General features: G+C 72.0%; 13 protein-coding genes and 1 riboswitch. Of the genes, 5 read left to right on the forward strand and 8 right to left on the reverse strand.

The window, feature by feature from the left end:
• Positions 1–65: 65 nt before the first annotated feature.
• Positions 66–214, reverse strand: a riboswitch (cyclic di-AMP (ydaO/yuaA leader).
• 209 nt (positions 215–423) lie between these two features.
• Positions 424–1947: an MFS transporter gene (locus tag KME79_RS39630; protein WP_148029426.1), complete on the reverse strand. Its 1524-nt coding sequence runs from the start codon at positions 1945–1947 to the stop codon at positions 424–426.
• Between the two features lie 141 nt (positions 1948–2088).
• Here KME79_RS39630 and glgB point away from each other — a divergent pair, with 141 nt between their 5' ends.
• The 4 genes from glgB (at position 2089) to sppA (ending at position 9462) form a co-directional block, all read left to right on the forward strand.
• On the forward strand, positions 2089–4239 hold the full coding sequence (gene glgB, locus KME79_RS39635) for a 1,4-alpha-glucan branching protein GlgB (RefSeq protein ID WP_219550979.1): 2151 nt from the start codon (positions 2089–2091) through the stop codon (positions 4237–4239).
• A 98-nt stretch (positions 4240–4337) separates the two neighbouring features.
• A complete protein-coding gene (locus KME79_RS39640; protein ID WP_219550981.1) occupies positions 4338–6251 on the forward strand; it encodes a S8 family peptidase in 1914 nt (637 codons plus the stop codon).
• Positions 6252–6335: 84 nt separating this feature from the next.
• Positions 6336–7703 carry a S8 family peptidase gene (locus KME79_RS39645; protein WP_219550983.1) on the forward strand — a complete coding sequence of 456 codons (1368 nt, stop codon included), beginning with the start codon at positions 6336–6338 and terminating at the stop codon, positions 7701–7703.
• A 61-nt stretch (positions 7704–7764) separates the two neighbouring features.
• Positions 7765–9462, forward strand: coding sequence for a signal peptide peptidase SppA (gene sppA / locus KME79_RS39650; protein ID WP_219550985.1), 1698 nt, complete (start codon positions 7765–7767; stop codon positions 9460–9462).
• Here sppA and KME79_RS39655 read toward each other — a convergent pair.
• From KME79_RS39655 to KME79_RS39675, 5 genes are read right to left on the reverse strand one after another with little or no spacing between them, the layout of a single operon-like run.
• Positions 9459–9941: a flavin reductase family protein gene (locus KME79_RS39655; protein ID WP_261808325.1), complete on the reverse strand. Its 483-nt coding sequence runs from the start codon at positions 9939–9941 to the stop codon at positions 9459–9461. The two genes, sppA and KME79_RS39655, sit on opposite strands and share 4 nt — an antisense overlap.
• Before the next feature lie 31 nt (positions 9942–9972).
• Positions 9973–10881: an ABC transporter substrate-binding protein gene (locus tag KME79_RS39660; RefSeq protein WP_219550986.1), complete on the reverse strand. Its 909-nt coding sequence runs from the start codon at positions 10879–10881 to the stop codon at positions 9973–9975.
• A 15-nt stretch (positions 10882–10896) separates the two neighbouring features.
• Complete coding sequence (locus KME79_RS39665) at positions 10897–11589, reverse strand: ABC transporter permease (RefSeq protein ID WP_148029420.1); 693 nt, start codon at positions 11587–11589, stop codon at positions 10897–10899.
• Complete coding sequence (locus KME79_RS39670; RefSeq protein WP_148029419.1) at positions 11586–12260, reverse strand: ABC transporter permease; 675 nt, start codon at positions 12258–12260, stop codon at positions 11586–11588. The genes KME79_RS39665 and KME79_RS39670 overlap by 4 nt, the downstream gene beginning before the upstream one ends.
• Complete coding sequence (locus tag KME79_RS39675; protein WP_219550988.1) at positions 12253–13311, reverse strand: ABC transporter ATP-binding protein; 1059 nt, start codon at positions 13309–13311, stop codon at positions 12253–12255. The genes KME79_RS39670 and KME79_RS39675 overlap by 8 nt, the downstream gene beginning before the upstream one ends.
• A gap of 270 nt (positions 13312–13581) precedes the next feature.
• Between KME79_RS39675 and KME79_RS39680 the strand changes: the two genes are divergently transcribed.
• The gene (locus KME79_RS39680; protein ID WP_219550990.1) at positions 13582–15366 is read left to right on the forward strand and encodes an RNA polymerase sigma factor; all 1785 of its coding nucleotides are present in this window, start codon (positions 13582–13584) and stop codon (positions 15364–15366) included.
• Positions 15367–15397: 31 nt separating this feature from the next.
• On the opposite strand, the gene KME79_RS39685 is transcribed toward KME79_RS39680, so the two are convergent.
• Both KME79_RS39685 and KME79_RS39690 read right to left on the reverse strand, forming a co-directional pair.
• On the reverse strand, positions 15398–16552 hold the full coding sequence (locus tag KME79_RS39685) for an acyl-CoA dehydrogenase family protein (protein ID WP_219550993.1): 1155 nt from the start codon (positions 16550–16552) through the stop codon (positions 15398–15400).
• Positions 16552–17646 (reverse strand): acyl-CoA dehydrogenase family protein, encoded by a 1095-nt coding sequence (locus tag KME79_RS39690; RefSeq protein WP_219550995.1) that lies wholly within the window; start codon positions 17644–17646, stop codon positions 16552–16554. The genes KME79_RS39685 and KME79_RS39690 overlap by 1 nt, the downstream gene beginning before the upstream one ends.
• Between the last annotated feature and the right edge of the window lie 145 nt (positions 17647–17791).

Genomic DNA, 17791 nt, shown 5'->3' on the forward strand with positions numbered 1-17791 from the left:
CCAGGGCCAGGCGGGAGGTGGACGGGATGCGATCGAAGATGTGCTTGACCATGCTCGGGGATTGCTCCTTGCTTCCATGCCGCCTACCGGGTTAGCTGTCGGGTTCGGGCGTGGAAGTGCCCTACGGTGCGCCCTTGGTGAAGAGCGACCGATTCACCCCAGAGAAAGGTGGGTCCCCGGTTCCGCCAGAGGGCGGATTCGGCGGCCGCGCCGTGTTCCCGCAATGTGCGCGGGTGGGCGCGGTCTCGGCAATTCATCGGCAACGCGCGGGGGCTTACCTAAAAGCGCTGCTCAAGCGCGTGCCATCGATGGGTCCGAAGGTAATCGTCGCGCAAGGGAAAGGGCAAGCGCGGGACGGGCCCCGGCGACGGGATCCCCTATGACATGGGGGGATCCCGCACGAATTCTTTACCTTCGATCCGGTTACGAACCGTCGGGCGAGGAGCCGAGCCGGGGGACGTGGCGCAGGGCGGTGGCCGCCAGGATCGCCGCGGCGAGCAGGACGACCGAGGCGGCCGCCGCCGTGACCGTGAGGCTCGTGGTGAAGGCGGCCCTGGCCGCCTCCGCGAGCGTGGCGGCGACGGAGGCGGGCTGACCGGACGCGACGGCCATGGCGCCGCCCAGGGTGTCGCGGGCCGCTGCCGCCGCCTCCGCGGGGACTTCCTCCGGTACGCGCAGGCGGGCCTGGTAGACGGCGGCGGCGATGCTCCCGAAGACGGCCAGCCCGGCCGCGCCGCCGAACTCCTGGGCGGTCTCCGACAGCGCCGCCGCCGAGCCGGAGCGCTCCGGCGGCGCCGCGCCGACCACGATGTCGATGCCCAGCACGAGCAGCGGCGAGCCGCCCAGGAAGAACAGCGTCTGCCCGGTCACCAGCGCGGCGAGCCCCGACGTGCCCGCCATCGTGAGGAGCAGGACCCCTGCCGCGCCGAGCACCAGTCCCCCGGCCGCGAGGACCGCGGGCCGGACCCGCCGCGCCAGCGCCGGGGTCGCCACGAACCCGAAGATGATCGCCACCGCGTTGGGCAGCGTCCACAGCCCGGCCTCCAGCGGCGACAGGCCGAGCACGAGTTGCAGGTACTGCGCCGTCAGCAGGCCGATCCCCGGCCCCACCAGGATGACCAGCATCAGCGTGCCCAGCGCCCCGGAGAAGCGCCGCTCGGCGAACAGCCGCAGGTCGAGCAGGGGTTCGGCCAGCCCGCGCTGCCTTCGTACGAAGACCACCGCCAGCGCCGTCCCCGCCACCAGGGAGAGCGGCGCGACGGCGCCCGCCCCGCCGGCGGCCAGTTCCTTCACCCCGTAGGTGACCGCGAGCGCGGCCGCCACCGACAGCACCACGCTGGGCGCGTCGATCCGGCCCACGGCGGGCGAGCGGTACTCGGGCAGCAGCAGCGGCCCCGCCACCAGCAGCACGGCCATCACCGGCACCCCGAGCAGGAACGCCGCCCCCCACCAGAAGGTCTCCAGCAGTGACCCGCCGAGCAGCGGCCCGATCACCATGCCGCCGGTGAAGCCGACCATCCACAGGCTGATCGCGGTCGTCCGCTGGGCGGGGTCGTGGAACATGGTGCGGATCAGCGACAGTGTCGAGGGCATGAGCGTCGCGCCCGCCACGCCCAGCGCGGCGCGGGCGGCGATGAGCACTTCGGCGCTCGGCGCGTACGCGGCCGCGGCGGAGGCGAGCGCGAAGGCCGCGGCCCCGATCAGCAGCAGCCGCCTGCGCCCGATCCGGTCGCCCAGCGTGCCCATGGGGATGAGGAACCCGGCGATCAGGAACCCGTAGATGTCGTTGATCCACAGCAGCTGCGCCCCGGTGGGCCGGAGGTCCTCACTCAGCGCGGGCACGGCCAGGTGCAGCACGGTCACGTCTATCGAGAGCAGCAGGGTCGGGAGGATGAGGACGGCCAGGCCGATCCACTCCCGCTTTCCCGCACGCTGTTGTATGTCCATGCATGGAACGCTAAAAACCCAACCACGCTTGAGGTCAATCCCCGATAAACCCAAGATTCCGCACTTTCGGTGATTGTCGGGGTGAATGCGGGCAGTGCCACAGATGGACGGTCGCCATAGGGCAGTGTTGGGAGCATGCCGATGAGGACAGAGCTCGACCGCCTCGCGGGCGGGGCGCACCACGATCCGCATTCCGTGCTGGGCGCCCACCCAGGAGCGGGTGGGGTGACCTTCCGAGCGCTGCGCCCGCTCGCCGAACGGGTCCGCGTGGTGCTGGACGACGGCACCGCGCACGACATGAAGCACGTGGCCCACGGCGTGTTCGAGACCACGGTCCCCGGTCTGGACAAGGTTCCCTCGTACACCTTGAGCGTGCGCTATCCCGGCGGTGAGGCGCACGAGACGCGCGACCCGTACCGGCACTGGCCCACGCTGGGCGAGGTCGACCTGCACCTGATCGGCGAGGGGCGGCACGAGCGGCTGTGGGAGGTGCTCGGCGCCCGCGTGATGGAACACCAGGACACGCCGGGCACGGCGTTCGCCGTCTGGGCGCCCAACGCCCGCGGCATCCGGGTGATCGGCGACTTCAACCACTGGGACGGCACCGCCTACCCGATGCGCTCGCTGGGCCGCTCGGGGGTGTGGGAGCTGTTCGTCCCCGGCCTCGGCGCGGGCGAACGTTACAAGTACCAGGTGCTGGGCGCCGACGGCGTGTGGCGCGACAAGGCCGACCCGATGGCGCGCAGGACCGAGCTGCCCCCGCAGACCGCCTCGGTCGTCGAGCAGTCCGACTACGTCTGGGCCGACGAGGAGTGGATGGCCGGGCGGCGCGACGAGCAGCCGCGCAACGGGCCGATGAGCATCTACGAGGTCCACCTGGGCTCGTGGCGGCCCGGCCTGTCCTATCTGGAGCTGGCCGACCAGCTCTCCGAGTACGTGGCCGACCTGGGCTTCACGCACGTGGAGCTGCTGCCGGTGGCCGAGCACCCGTTCGGCGGGTCGTGGGGCTACCAGGTGACCTCCTACTACGCGCCGACGGCCCGCTTCGGCACCCCCGACGAGTTCCGCGCGTTCGTCGACCGGATGCACGCCAAGGGCATCGGGGTGGTGCTCGACTGGGTGCCGGCGCACTTCCCGATGGACGACTGGGCGCTGGCCCGCTTCGACGGCACCCCGCTCTACGAGCACGCCGACCCGGCCAGGGGCGAGCACCCCGACTGGGGCACGTACGTGTTCGACTTCGGGCGCCGCGAGGTGCGCAACTTCCTGGTCGCCAACGCGCTCTACTGGCTCAAGGAGTTCCACATCGACGGCCTGCGGGTGGACGCGGTGGCCTCGATGCTCTACCTCGACTACTCCCGGCGGGAGGGCGAGTGGACCCCCAACGTCTACGGCGGCCGGGAGAACCTCGACGCGGTCGAGTTCCTCAAGGAGATGAACTCGGTCTGCTACCGGGAGGCGCCCGGCATCGCGACCGTGGCCGAGGAGTCGACCGCCTGGCCGGGGGTGTCACGGCCGGTGCACCTGGGCGGGCTCGGCTTCGGGTTCAAGTGGAACATGGGCTGGATGCACGACACGCTGGAGTATCTCCGGCACGAGCCGATCTTCCGGCAGTACCACCACCATCAGATGACGTTCTCCCTCATCTACGCCTACTCGGAGAACTACGTCCTGCCGCTCTCCCATGACGAGGTGGTGCACGGCAAGGGCTCGCTGATGGGCAAGATGCCCGGCGACGAGTGGCAGCGCTTCGCCCAGCTGCGCGCGCTGCTGGCGTTCATGTGGGCGCATCCGGGCAAGCAGCTGCTGTTCATGGGCGGCGAGTTCGGCCAGGGCTCGGAGTGGTCGGAGGAGCGCGGGCTCGACTGGTGGGTGCTGGAGTTCGACGGCCACCAGGGCGTGCAGAGGCTGGTACGCGACCTCAACCGGTTCTACAAGGACACCCCGGCGCTGTGGGAGCAGGACACCAGGCCCGAGGGTTTCCGGTGGATCGACGCCGACGACGCGCCGGGCAACACGTTCTCGTTCCTGCGGTACGCGAAGGACGGGTCCGCGGTGGCGTGCGTGGTCAACTTCAGCGGCTCGGCGCACGAGAACTACCGGCTCGGTCTCCCGTACGGGGGGCGCTGGGCGGAGGCGGTCAACACCGACGCCTACGAGTACTGGGGCAGCGGCGTGGGCAACATGGGCGAGGTGGAGGCGGTCGACGAGCCGTGGCACGGGCTGCGCTACTCGACGACGTTGCGGGTGCCGCCGATGGGCGCGGTCTGGCTGACCTCTCCGCCTTCCTGACTGGTGCCTGAAAGTCTGGTGAGAAAGGAGCGGCAGGGCCTGTCCGGTCCTGACAAATCACCTTAAACTCCGAGATCATGTCTCCTCGGAGGAAGCCGGTGCGACTTCGCCCCCTGATCGCCACCGCGATCATGCTGGCGCTGCTCCCCGCGGCGCCGGCGTTCGCCGACGATTTAACGCCGACCCCCACCCCCGCCTCCACCGCGAGCGCCGAAGAGAAGGTCGAGGAGGGCTTAGCCGTCGACGGCGGCAGCGTGCGCGCCATCGTCGAGCTGACCGACCCCGCCCAGCACGCCCCGATGGCGGCCAAGGCCGCCGAGGGCAGCGTCGAGGTGCTGCTGCAGCCTCAGGCCCAGCCGTTCATGGTGGTCGAGGGCACGGCCGAGGAGCTGGCCGCGCTCGCCGAGGACCCCCGGGTGACGTCCATCCACCGCGACCGCGCCTACCCGCCCGCGCTGGCCTCCAGCATCGCGCAGATCGGGGCCGACCAGGCGCACGCCGCCGGTCACACCGGGGCCGGACAGAACATCGCGATCCTGGACACCGGCGTCGACCTCGACCACCCGTTCCTGAGCGGCCGGGTGGTGGCCGAGGCCTGCTTCTCCGCCGTGGACGCGGGCGTCGAGTCGCTCTGCCCCAACGGCCAGACCAGCCAGGTCGGCGCCGGCTCGGCCGACGCCACCACCGCCAAGTGCCTGCTGGACGGGACGAACCTGTGCGACCACGGCACCCACGTGGCCGGCATCGCCGCGGGCACCGGCGGCGTCGCGCCCGGCGCGGGGATCGTCGCGGTGCAGGTGTTCAGCCGGGTCAACGACGAGGACCTGTGCGGCGCGGCCGCCTGCCTGCTGGCGTACGAGTCGTCGCTGCGGCTGGCCCTGGACCACGTGGCCTCGCTCACCGAGCCCATCGCGGCGGTGAACCTGAGCCTGGGCGGCATGCCGTACGAGACGAGCTGCGACGACAGCGAGGAGGCGCGGGTCTTCAAGCCGAAGATCGACGCGCTGCTCGCCAAGGGCGTCGCGACCGTGGTCGCGGCCGGCAACGAGTACTTCGAGGGCGCCACGTTCCCCGCCTGCATCAGCTCCGCGGTGGCCGTCGGGGCGAACGACGACGGCGACGCCATCGCCGACTTCTCCAACCGGGGCGCGCTGCTCGACCTGTTCGCGCCCGGCGTGGACATCGAGTCGTCGGTGCCGGACGACCAGATGACCACCTACAGCGGCACCTCGATGGCCACCCCGCACGTGGCGGGCGCGCTGGCGCTGCTGAAGGCGCAGTCGCCGGACACGCCGATGCCGGACCTGATCGCCAAGCTCGTGTCGACCGGCAGGCCGTACGTCTACCAGGTCGACGGCGCCGAGGTGCGCACGCCGCGGCTGGACGTGGCGGCGGCGGTGACGGGCGGCACGCCGCAGCCGGAGATCAGCCAGAGCCCGCCGGCCGCCCCCGACCCGGCCGATCCTGGTCCGGGGGACCCGGACCCGGCCGACCCGGACCCGAGCCCCCAGCCCGACCCGACGGGCAGCGGCCCGACCCCCGAGCCGGAGCAGCCGTCCGACGACCCGACGCCGGTGCCGCTGCCGACGGTCACCGTCACGGTCACGATCACCGTCACGCCGACCCCGGCCGCCAAGGCCGCGCCGGTCTGCACCAGGGGCACCGCGGCCAAGCGGCTGACCGCCAAGCAGTGGGCCAAGGAGATCCACCGCGGCAGCGGCACGATGAGCGACGAGACCCTCACCTGCTATCTGAAGCTGGTGGGCAAGGCCAGCAAGGTCTTCCCCGAGCTGACCAAGGCCTCGTCGCTGGGCAAGGCGTACCGGGTGATCAAGAACACCAAGACCGCCAAGCGCAGGCTGGACAGCGCGCTGCTCACCGGCTGGCTCAACTGGGCGCACGGCGTGAACGGCACCAAGACCCTCAAATCCTCAGAGAAGGTGCGGCTGGCCAAGAAGCCCACGAATGCCGCGCTCAAGAAAGCTGCCACCAAGGTGATCAAATCCCGGTAAAAGGCTAGAAAACCGAGGCGTCACGGACGACACGACCGGGGAGCTATCCGCCGTGTCGTCCGCTTGACATCTCGGAGGAAACCCGTGGGATCTCGCTCTGTGCTCGCCTGCGCGGTCGCGCTGACGACGATCGTGGGCACGGCGCCCGCGGGGAACGCCGGAACTCCTGTCAGCGACGGTCCCACCGTCGGCAACGGCCTGGTCGAGCAGATCAGGTCCGAGAAGAAGGTCCGCTCCATCGTCGAGCTGCGGCCAGGCCAGCCGGTGGGCAAGGTCGCCACGGACGTCGAGCGGGCCTCGGCCGGCGCCAAGGTGCTGGAGTCGTCCGCCTCGGCGGGCTTCCTGGTCGCCGAGGTCGACGCCGCCACCCTCGCCGAGCTGCGCAGGGACCCCCGGGTGCAGGCCGTGTACGCGGACCGGCCGAGCGTGCCCTTTCTGGCCGACAGCACCCGGGTGATCGGCTCGGACCGGGCCAACGCGGAGGGCTGGACGGGCCGCGGCGCCACCGTCGCCGTCCTGGACCTGGGCATCGACGGCGACCATCCGTTCCTGGCCGGCCGCATCGTGGACCAGGCCTGCTTCTCCACCACCGACGCGAGCACCGGGTCCGTGTCCCTGTGCCCGAGCGGCGAGGACTCCCAGACCGGGCCGGGTGCGGCGGACACCGCGATCCCGCGCTGCATGTCGCGCGGCGTCAACCAGTGCGGCCACGGGTCCCACGTGGCCGGCATCGCCGCGGGCCGGAACGCGCCCGGCGCCCCCGGCAACGGGGTCGCCCCCGACGCGGCGGTCCTGCCCATCCAGGTCTTCAGCCGGGTCGACACCGCCACGGGCTGCGGCGGGGTCGGCGCCCAGGCCCCCTGCTTCGTCACCTACACCTCCGACCAGAAGCTGGCGCTGGACTACGTCACCCGCGTGGCCAGGACGTACAACGTGGCCTCGGTGAACATGAGCTTCGGCGGCAGCGGCCCCTTCCAGGCGCACTGCGACGCCGACCCGGAGGCGTCGGCGCTCAAGGGCCAGTTCGACACGCTGCTGAACCTGGGCGTCGCGCCCGTGGTGGCGGCCGGCAACGGGAGCGCGCGCGACGGCGTCGCCTCGCCCGCGTGCATCTCCAGCGCGGTCACGGTGGGCGCCACCGACGACGCCGACGCGGTCGCCGTCTTCTCCAACCGGGGCGCGCTGCTCGACCTGTTCGCGCCGGGCGTGACGATCGAGTCCTCGGTGCCGGACGACACGTACGCGCCGATGAGCGGCACGTCGATGTCCGCGCCGCACGTGGCGGGGGCGTTCGCGGTGATGAAGCAGGCGTACCCGGCGCTCGACGCGGCCCAGATCCTGCGGCGGCTCCAGGAGACCGGCCGGTCCGTCGTCTACAGCGCCTCCTCCCGGCGCGTCGGCACGCCGCGCATCGACCTGGGCCGCGCGACCTCGGCTGTCACGCAGGGCTGAGCCGCCCCACTTGGCAGGAGTTGGACACACGCGCCCGACTTCTGCCGCTTAGGGTGGCTCTATGGACCCAGGCAAGGCGATCTTCGAAACCGTCGAGAAGCTCCGGCAGCGGCGCACCGCTCCGCTCGTACTTGAACTCGACCTCACCGAGGGGCTCACCCAGGGGCCGCCCTCAGACCCGCTGGCCGCGCTGCTGTCCATGCGCAAGCCCCGCCTGTCCGACGTGCTGGCCGGGCTCAAGCGGGCCCGGCAGGACTCCCGGGTCAAGGCGCTGATCGTGAAGATCGGCGGCAATCCGATCGGGCTGGCGACCGTCCAGGAGCTGCGCCAGGCCGTCGTCGAGTTCCGCGCCTCCGGCAAGCGGACCGTGGCCTTCGCCGAGACGTTCGGCGAGTTCGGCGCCGGCACGATCCCGTACTTCCTGGCCAGCGCCTTCGACCGGGTCTACCTGCAGCCCAGTGGCGACGTGGGGCTCACCGGCGTGGTCCTGGAGCAGCGCTTCCTCAAGAACGCGCTGGGCAAGCTCGGCGTCGACTACGAGATCGGCCAGCGCCACGAGTACAAGACCGCGGCCAACACCTTCACCCAGGACCACATGACCGAGCCGCACCGCGAGTCGATGGCCCGGATCGTCGAGTCCATCACCGAGCAGATCGTGGCCGGCATCGCCGACGGCCGCCGGCTCGACCCCGGCAAGGTGCGCGAGCTGATCGACCGCGGCCCGTTCATCGGCGCCGAGGCGGTGGACGCCGGGCTGGTCGACGGCCTGGCCTACCGGGACGAGGTGTACGGCGAGGTCAAGCGCGCCGCCGGCGAGGACTCCCTGCTGCAGTACGTGTCCCGCTACCACCGGGCGTCGGCCGTCAAGAAGCTGCCGCATCCGGCCGCCGACGGCATCGCGCTCGTCCACGGCGACGGCGCGATCCGCACCGGCCGCAGCGGCCGCAGCCCGCTCGGCGGGGGCGGCGCGATGGGCTCCGACACGATCAGCGCCGCGCTGCGCGCCGCCCGCCGCGACGAGCACGTCAAGGCCGTGGTGTTCCGCGTCGACAGCCCGGGCGGCTCGTACGTGGCCTCCGACACGGTGTGGCGTGAGGTGGTGCTGACGCGCAAGGTCAAGCCCGTGATCGTGTCGATGGGCGACGTGGCGGCCTCCGGCGGCTACTTCGTCTCGATGGCCGCCGACGTGATCGTGGCCCAGCCGGGCACGCTCACCGGCTCGATCGGCGTGCTCGGCGGCAAGCCGGTGCTGTCGGAGCTGCTGGAGAAGCTCGGCGTGGACACCGACCACGTGGCCCAGGGCGCGAACGCGGGCATGTTCTCCACCTCGCGCGGCTTCTCGCCGGAGCAGTGGGAGCGGGTCAACGCCTGGCTCGACAGGATCTACGACGACTTCGTGGGCAAGGTGGCCGAGGCCCGTGACCTGAGCCGCGAGCGCGCCCACGAGCTGGCCCGCGGCCGGGTCTGGACGGGCGCGGACGCGCGGGCGGGCGGCCTGGTCGACGAGCTGGGCGGGCTGGAGGACGCGCTGCAGCTGGCCAGGAAGCGGGTCGGCCTCGCCGAGGACGCCCCGGTCCGGGTCTATCCCAGGCTCAACCCGCTGGAGCGCCTGCGCGGCCCCGAGTCCAGCGACGACAAGGCCGCGGCCCTGGCCAGGGTGCGCCTGGACTCCTGGGGCCCGCTGGCCAGGCTCTCCGCCGAGCTCGGCCTCCCGGCGACCGGTCCGCTCGCGCTCCCCGCCTGGTACACGATCCGCTAGGCGCCGACCGCGCGGTAGCGGCCGCGCAGGCGGATGAGAGGCCGCAGGCCCGGGGCCACGTAGTCGACGGCCAGGACCCGGGCCACGAACAGCGTGTGGTCGCCCGCCGGCACCACGCGCGTGGTCTCCGCCTCCAGGGCGGCGACGCCGCCGTCCAGGACGATCGCGTCCGAGTGCGGGCCCCGATGGTGCGGGACGCCCGCCACCAGGTGGCGGGCGCTCGGCCGGCCCGCCGCCGCGAACCGGCTGGCCATCGCCGCCTGGCCTGACGACAGCAGGGAGCACGCCCACCGGTCCTGGCGCAGCAGCACCTCGTTGACGTAGCCCCCGCTGCCCAGGCTGACGAGCATCAGCGGCGGGTCCAGCGACACCGACATCAGCGTGGAGACGGTGACGCCCACGTCGTCGCGCCCGTCGCGCACGGTGACGACCGAAACGCCCGCCGCGAGCTGCGCCATGGCGTCGGTGAACTCGCTCACCGCCCGGCCCCCCGGATCCGGGCGGGGCGGGTCAGCCGAGGCCGTTCGAGGTCAGCCATTCCCCGGCCACCGTGGCGGGCTCGTCCTTGTTGACGGAGATCTTCTGCATCATGTCGAGCAGCGAGTCCGTCGTCAGCTTGGCGGAGACGCCGTTGAGCGTCGTCCTGACCGTGTCGTCCACCGTGGCCTTGTGGACCAGCGGGGTCACGTTCTGGGCGGGGAAGATGTTCTTCGTGTCCTCAAGGGGCGCCAGCTCGTTGATGGTCATCTTCGGGTCGGTGCTGAAGACGTTGCCCACCTGGATGGAGCCGTCCTTGATGGCGTCGGCCGTCGTGGGCCCCGTCGGCTTCCACTCCTTGAACTCGATCCCGTACACGTCCTTGAAACGCTGCTCCCAGCGGTCCTTGAACTCCGGCGGGCCGCCCACCACCATGTCCTTCGACACCTTGGCCAGGTCGTCCATGGTGGCGGTCTTCTGCGCCGTCTCCTTGGTGACCGAGAGGGTGTCCTTGTCCTCGGCCGGGGAGGAGTCGAGCACCTCCAGCTCGGGCGGCAGCTTCTCCTTCAGCGCGGCGTTGATCTCCTCGGCGGTCGCCGCGGTGTTCTCCTTGTCGACGTAGGCGAGCAGGTTGCCGTTGTACTCGGGCACGATCGTCAGCCCGCCGCCCTTCACCTGGTCGTAGACGACCTCGCGGCTGCCGATCCGCGGCTTCTCCTCCACCTGCACGCCCTTGGCCTCCAGCGCCTGGGCGTAGATCGACGCGAGCAGCACGCTCTCGTCGAAGTCGAACGACCCGATCACGACAGTCCCCCCGCCGGAAGCCGACCCGGTCGGCGTGGCGGCCGTGCTCTGGAGCGGGTTGTCACCGCCGCCGCCACAGCCGGCCAGCGCGAGCGCCGCGGACAGGAGCACCGCCGCGGTGCCGAACATGCGTCTCATCAGTTGTTTCCCCTTCTAGCGGGAGGTTGCACCACTGTCACGTACCTTCAGTCGCCGGCTCACGCCCGGGGAGACGGTCACTCTCTGTACGAGCGTGAATCCGACCTGCACCACGAGCGCGAACAGCACAATCAACACAGAACCCCCGAAGACGCTCGCGTAATCCTGTGTCGCGAAACCGTCGATAACGAACCGCCCGAGCCCGCCCAGACCGGTGTAGGCCGCGACCGTCGTGGTCGCGACCACCTGGATGGCCGACAGCCGCAGCCCCAGCAGGATCAGCGGCAGCGCCACCGGCACCAGCACCTGCCCCAGAACCTGCCCGCCACGCAGCCCCATCCCGTACGCGGCGTCCCGCAGCTCGGGGTCCACCCCCCTGATCCCCTCGAAGGTGTTGACCAGGATCGGCGGCACGGCCAGCAGCACCAGCGGGATGATCACCGGCCAGATCGACGCGGTGCCGAGCAGCAGCACGAACAGCACCAGCACGCCCAGCGTGGGGATCGCCCTGGCCAGGTTCGCGGAGACCACCACGACCAGGTGGCCCCTGCCGGTGTGACCGATCAGCAGCCCGAGCGGCACCGCGACCAGCGTGGCCAGGAAGAGGGCCAGCGCGGAGAACTCCAGGTGCTCCAGCAGCCGCACCGGGATCCCGTACGGCCCCGACCAGTGCGCGGGGTCGCCGAAGAAGTCGACGAGCCAGTTCACGTCGCCCTCCTCGCCCGTTCCCACGGCGTCAGCAGCCGCTGCGCGAGCACCAGCAGCCCGTCGGCGACCAGCGCGAGCAGCACGATCAGCCCGATGCCGACGACGACCGGCGGCAGGAACGGGTTCTGGTAGGCGCGGGTGAACAGCATGCCCAGCCCGCCCTGCCCGATCAGCGCGCCCACGCTGACCAGGCTGATGCTGGAGACGGCCACCACCCGCAGCCCGGCGATCACCACCGGCGCCGCGATCGGCAGCTCCACCTGCACCAGCCGGCGCAGCGGCGTGAAGCCCATCGCCACCGCCGACTGCCGGACGTGCTCGGGCACCGCGCGGATCCCGTCGACCACGGCGGGAATGAGCACGGCCATCGCGTAGAAGATCAGCGGGATGATCACGGTGACCGGCGACAGCCCGGTGACCGAGATCAGCAGCATGAACAGCGGCAGCGACGGCAGCGCGTAGAGCACGTTGAACACGGCCGCGGTGGGCTGGTAGAGCCACCGCCACCGGATGCAGGCGAGCCCGAGCGGCAGGGCCAGCGCCAGCCCGGCGACGATCGGCACCAGCGACATCAGCAGGTGGTCGCTCAGCAGGTCCCTGATGCTGCCGGCCCGCCCGGTGTCCCAGTTGCGGGCGATCCACTCCCAGAGTGAGGGAGGCCCGTCACCCATGGACGGCCTCCGTCAGCGCCTCGTCGAGCGCCTGCCGGGTGGCCACCCCGACGACCTTGTCCTGCTCGTCCACCGCCACCGCGTGCCCCGACGGGGACAGCAGCGCCGCGTCCAGCGCCGCGCGCATGGAGTCGCGGCCGTGGCGGAACGTGCCCGCGGGCCCCAGCTCGCCCGGCCGGCCGCGCGCCAGCCAGCCGGCGGCCCGTCCCTCGGCGGTGAGCGCGAGCAGCCACGGCTCGTCGCCCCGCCCGTCGGCGCCCTCCCGCACGGTCAGGTCGGTGCGCAGGCGCAGCCCGCCCGTGGAGACGAACTGCAGGCGGCGGATCCCCCGGTCGCGGCCGAGGAACTCGCGCACGAAGTCGTCGGCGGGCTCCGTCAGCAGCGTCTTGGGGTCGGCGACCTGCGCCAGCTTGCCGCCCACGCGCAGCACCGCCACCCGGTCGCCGAGCTTGATCGCCTCGTCGATGTCGTGGGTGACGAACACGATGGTCTTGTTCAGCTCGGCCTGGAGCCTGATCAGCTCGTCCTGGAGGTTCGTGCGGACCACCGGGTCGACCGCGCTGAACGGCTCGTCCATGAGCAGCACGGGCGGGTCGGCGGCCAGCGCCCTGGCCACCCCCACCCGCTGCTGCTGCCCGCCGGACAGCTGGAACGGGTAGCGCTCGCCCATCGCGGGGTCCAGGCCGACCCGCTCAAGCAGCTCCATGGCCCGGCCGCGGGCCCGCTTGCGGTTCCAGCCGAGCAGGTACGGGACGGTGGCGACGTTGTCGACGACCTTGCGGTGCGGGAAGAGGCCCGCCTGCTGGATCACGTATCCGATGCCGCGGCGCAGCACCGGGGGATCGACGGTGTCCACGGGAGCGCCGTCGAGCAGGATCCGGCCCTCGCTGGGGTCGATCATCCGGTTGATCATCCGGAGCGACGTCGTCTTGCCGCACCCCGAGGGGCCGACGAGCACGGTGATCTCCCCCGTGCGCGCCTCCAGGCCGAGGCGGTCCACGGCGACCGTCCCGTCCGGATAGCGTTTGGTGACAGCATCGAAAGTGATCACGCGCGACCTCCCGCATCGAGCAGGGCCGCGACCCCCTGCCACGACCGCCGCATGATCTCTTGAACCCACAGACTACGGCGATCCATCCCCCTCTGTCCTAGCGGGTCCGAACTGAACCGCTTCACCGACCTGCGATTCCCCAGTAATTCGCCCTTCGGTAGTGCGCTCCACCAGGGATTGTTGGCATGATTGCCTCCACAACCTCCAGATTCACCGGCGCACCCCCTCCCCCTCAGCGTCCGCCCTTGCTATTAAGAGGAACCGGTCAACGTGACACACCCGCTCACCGATCAGCGCTCCCGTCGCGAGCAGATCGCCGAGCTCTACGACGGTCACGCCGCCGGGCTGTTCGTCTACTGTGCCGACCAGCTCGGCGATCTCGGCTCGGCGGCCGACGTCCTGGAGTCCGTCCTCACCAGCGCGCCGGAGGATCCTCCCCGGGCCGCCCTGTACGCGTTCGCCCGCCGGGAGATCCACCGGCGCGACGTCGTCTACGCGCCGCCGGTCGTCGATCCGCTGACCGACCCCGTGTCCGCGCTGGTCGAGCGCATCCTGCGCGAGCTGCGGCCGCAGCAGCGCGAGGTGCTCGTGCTCGGCCACGTCTGCGGGCTCGACCTGGCCGAGCTCGCCTGGGTGCTCGACGTGGCGGCCGACACGGCGGAGGAGCTGGCGCTCAGCGCCGCCCACCGGTTCCGGCAGATACTCAACATGGCGCTGGCCGCGACGGGGGCGGGCGGCTCGAAGCCGGTGGCCGACGTCTACAGCGCGCTGGCGGTCGCGCCGCTGCGCGACGTCTTCGGCCGCCTGCCGTGGCCCGAACCACCCGGCACCCTCCGCATCCACCTGGCCGGCTCCAGCACCGCCGATCCCGCGCCGCTGTTCGTCAAGCCGCGCTGGCCCGTGCCGCCGGCCTGGCCGCAGCCCCTCGGCACGGCCGACCCGGCGACCACGACCGTCCTCTTCCCCCGCGACCTGCTCAGGCCCCCCTCGCCGTCGCGCGTCCCCGACCACGACGCGACCACGACGCCGATGCCCAAGTTCCGCGACGACGTACGCGAGGGCCCGGCCTCCTTCGACGCCCTCCGCGCGAACCCCTTCGACGCCCTGCGCTCGAACCCCGCGTCCCCGGCCTCCTTCGACGCCCTGCGCTCGAACCCGGCGTCCTCAGCGCCCTTCGACGCCCTGCGCTCGAACCCCGGGTCCTCGGCGCCCTTCGAGCGCCTGAGGGGGAACCCCGCCTCGCTGAAGCCCTTCGAGGCCCGTCCGACCCCCTTCGAAGCCTTCCGCCCCCGGCGGCCTTCCCAGCCCGGTCCTGCTCAGCCCGGTCCTGCTCAGCCCGGCGCTGCTCAGCCGGGCCCCGGCAGGTCCGGTCCCGCTCAGCCGTCCGGTCCCGCTCAGCCCGGTCCCGCTCAGTTCGCTCCCGGCCGGCCGACGCCGCGGGGGGCGAAGCCCGGTATGGGCGAGCCGCCGATGGCCGCGCCCACCGGTTTCCTGACCGGCGGCGACGTGCTCGACGACCCGGGCGGCACCAGCACGGCGGTCGGCGGCCTCCCGGACATGGCGGCTCCCATGACCGGCGACTTCCTCGCCCAGCCGGGCCCCGCCCGCGAGGCCGGGCCGCTGTTCACCCCACGCGCCCAGCCCAGGGAGCCGGTCTACCGCATGCCGGCCGCCCCTTCAGCCCCGGAGCCGGAGACGCCCCCGATCCAGGACCTCCGCCCCCAGCCGGCGAAGCCCTCCCCCGCCGACTCCCCCACGGCTGACGCCCTCAAGCCCGACTCCCGTACGGATGGGTCACGTACGGGCGAGTCCGGACAACTTCGTACGGCGGGTGGCGGGGAGAAGGCGGATCCGCTGGCGACGAAGCCGCGTCCCGCCCTTCGGAAGCCGCAGGCGCAGAAGGGTCGCAAGCCGTCCCCGGCCAAGAACAGAAAGAAGAAGAAGAAGCGCCGCAACCGTCACCACGACTGGGCATGGGAGCTGATCGGCTTCCTGATCTGCGTGGCGATCGCGATGATCGTGTTCTTCTCGGTGCCGATGATCCTCAAGCCCTGACCGGCCCCGGGCGAAGCCGGGACCAGCGCCGTCACCGGGGCGGCCTGGGCAGGCTCAGCCCGAGCATGGCGATAAGCTCCCGCTGCACCTCGTTGACGCCGCCGCCGAAGGTGAGCACCAGGCCGCCCTTGACACCCCGGTCGGTCACCTCGATCAGCGCGGCCGTCTCCGGATCGGCCGGGTCGCCGTAGCGGGCCAGGATCTCGCCGACGAGCCGTCCCGCCTCCTGCATCCGCTCGGAGGCGTAGATCTTGGTGGCGGAGGCGTCGGGCGCGCCCAGCCAGCCGAGGTCCATGTTCGCCGCGACCTGCCAGTTCAGCAGCTCGTTCGTACGGGAGAAAGCCCGGACGCGGCCGAGCACGCGCCGCACGTCGGGCTGGTCGGCCAGCCCGGCGCGGCGGGCCCAGGCCAGGAGGCGGTCGTGGATCTGGGCGAGGTTCCCGGCCGGGCCGAGCGTGACGCGCTCGTGGTTGAGCTGGTTGACGATCAGGTCCCAGCCCTTGTCGACCTCGCCGACCACCATGTCGACCGGGACGCGGACGTCGGTGTAGTAGGTGGCGTTGGTGTGGTGGCGGCCGTCCATGGTGGTGATCGGCGTCCAGGAGAAGCCGGGGTCGTCCGTGGAGGCGATCATCATGGTGATGCCCTTGTGCTTCTTCGCGTCGGGGTTGGTGCGGGCGGCCAGCCAGATGTACTGGGCGTAGTGGGCGCCGCTGGTGAAGATCTTCTGGCCGTTCACCACGTAGTGGTCGCCGTCCAGCACGGCCGTGGTGCGGAGCGACGCGAGGTCGGTGCCGGCCTCGGGCTCGGTGTAGCCGATCGCGAAGTGGCACTCTCCCGCGAGGATGCTCGGCAGGAACCGTTCCTTCTGCTCCCGCGTCCCGTACTGCATGATCGTCGGTGCGACGGTCTGCACGGAGATGAGCGGGTACGGGACGCCGGCGCGGGCGATCTCGTTGGCGAAGATCTGCTGCTCGATGGGGCCGAGACCGGCGCCGCCGTACTCCTCCGGCCAGCCGAGGCCCAGCTTGCCGTCGCGGCCCAGGCGGCGGCAGTGGGCCATGTACGCCTCGCCGAACGGGTCCTCGGCGATCTTGGCGCGCTCCTCGGGAGTCAGGCAGGCGGCGAAGTACGCGCGCAGCTCACCCTGGAGCCGGCGCTGTTCTGGGGTCAGGTCGATGAGCATCAGGCGAGCGCTCCGATCAGGTCGAGCTGGGCGTCGGCGCCGCCGAGCAGGTGCGCCAGGTGCTTGGCGTGCGCGAAGTAGCGGTGCAGCGGGTACGTCACGTCGAGCCCCAGCCCGCCGTGCAGGTGCTGGCAGGTGTAGAGCGCGCGGGCCGCCTCGCTCGTGTGGTACGCGGCCAGCGCCAGGTCCTCCTCAGCGGGCAGCCCTTCGGCCAGCCGCCAGGCCCCGGACCACATGGCGACGTCGAGCGCCCGCGCCGCGATGTAGACGTCGGCGACCTGCGTGGTGACGGCCTGGAACTCGGCCAGCGCGCGGCCGAACTGCCTGCGGTCCCTGACGTGCTCGGTGGTCAGCCGCAGCGCCCCGGCCAGCACCCCGGACGCCTGCGCCGCCGTCGCGGCCGTATAGAGATGGCGCACCCCCTCCACCGCCTCCGGACCGGCGACCCGCTCCGCCGGTGCCGCGTCGAACGTCACCGTCGCGACGACCTCCCCCGTCGAGGCGAACTCCGACACCGCGACCACGGCGGCCTCACCCGCCGGGGCGATCCCGGACGCCGGGGCGGTCGCCTCGGCCGTCGATGCGGCGCGGACCAGGAAGAGGCCCTCGTCGGCGGTGACCAGCAGGTCGCCGTCGGGGTAGGCGACGCCGCACTTGCGGCCGGTCAGCGCCCAGCCGCCCGCCTTCCGCTCGGCGGTGGTGGCGGGCGGGTCGGCCAGGGCCCCGCCCGGTTCCCTGATGGCGACCGTGGAGACGGCGGCGCCGGTCAGCCGTTTCTGCTGGTCAGGGGTGCCGTACCGGCTCGCGGCCAGGGTGCTCACCAGGGTGGCGGCCAGCGGGCCAGGCACGGCCCGCGCACCGGCCTCGCGCAGCACCACCGCCATCTCGACGGGCCCCAGCCCCGCGCCGCCCGCGTGCTCCGGCACGCAGATCGCGGTCAGCCCGGCCTCGCGCAGCGCCTGCCACAGCCGTTCGTCGTACGGTGCGCCGCCGCGTTCGTGCGCCTCCAGCCGCTCCTGGCTCGCCTCCTTGGCGAGCAGGCCGGCGGCCAGGTCCCGCAGGGCTTCCTGGGTCTCGTCAAGGCCGAAGTCCATCTGCCCTCCACCAAGCGCTCGGTCAACCGAATCGAAAACTAGAACAGATTCCAATATCTGTCCAGTGCCAATTAATCCGAATAATCCTCGATATATCCGCGTAACCGGGAAGACATGCACTGATAGGCCTTCTTTGTGACCGGCG

Origin of the sequence: Nonomuraea harbinensis, from assembly GCF_019396385.1 — a bacterium.
GTDB classification, from domain to species: Bacteria; Actinomycetota; Actinomycetes; order Streptosporangiales; family Streptosporangiaceae; genus Nonomuraea; species Nonomuraea ferruginea.

Bases quoted from the DNA above. Each gene is read 5' to 3' on its own strand.
- KME79_RS39630 (WP_148029426.1), bottom strand. From the start codon at position 1,947: ATGGACATACAACAGCGTGCGGGAAAGCGGGAGTGGATCGGCCTGGCC.
- glgB (WP_219550979.1), top strand. From the start codon at position 2,089: ATGAGGACAGAGCTCGACCGCCTCGCGGGCGGGGCGCACCACGATCCG.
- sppA (WP_219550985.1), top strand. From the start codon at position 7,765: ATGGACCCAGGCAAGGCGATCTTCGAAACCGTCGAGAAGCTCCGGCAG.
- KME79_RS39660 (WP_219550986.1), bottom strand. From the start codon at position 10,881: ATGAGACGCATGTTCGGCACCGCGGCGGTGCTCCTGTCCGCGGCGCTC.
- KME79_RS39670 (WP_148029419.1), bottom strand. From the start codon at position 12,260: ATGGGTGACGGGCCTCCCTCACTCTGGGAGTGGATCGCCCGCAACTGG.
- KME79_RS39685 (WP_219550993.1), bottom strand. From the start codon at position 16,552: ATGCTCATCGACCTGACCCCAGAACAGCGCCGGCTCCAGGGTGAGCTG.
- KME79_RS39690 (WP_219550995.1), bottom strand. From the start codon at position 17,646: ATGGACTTCGGCCTTGACGAGACCCAGGAAGCCCTGCGGGACCTGGCC.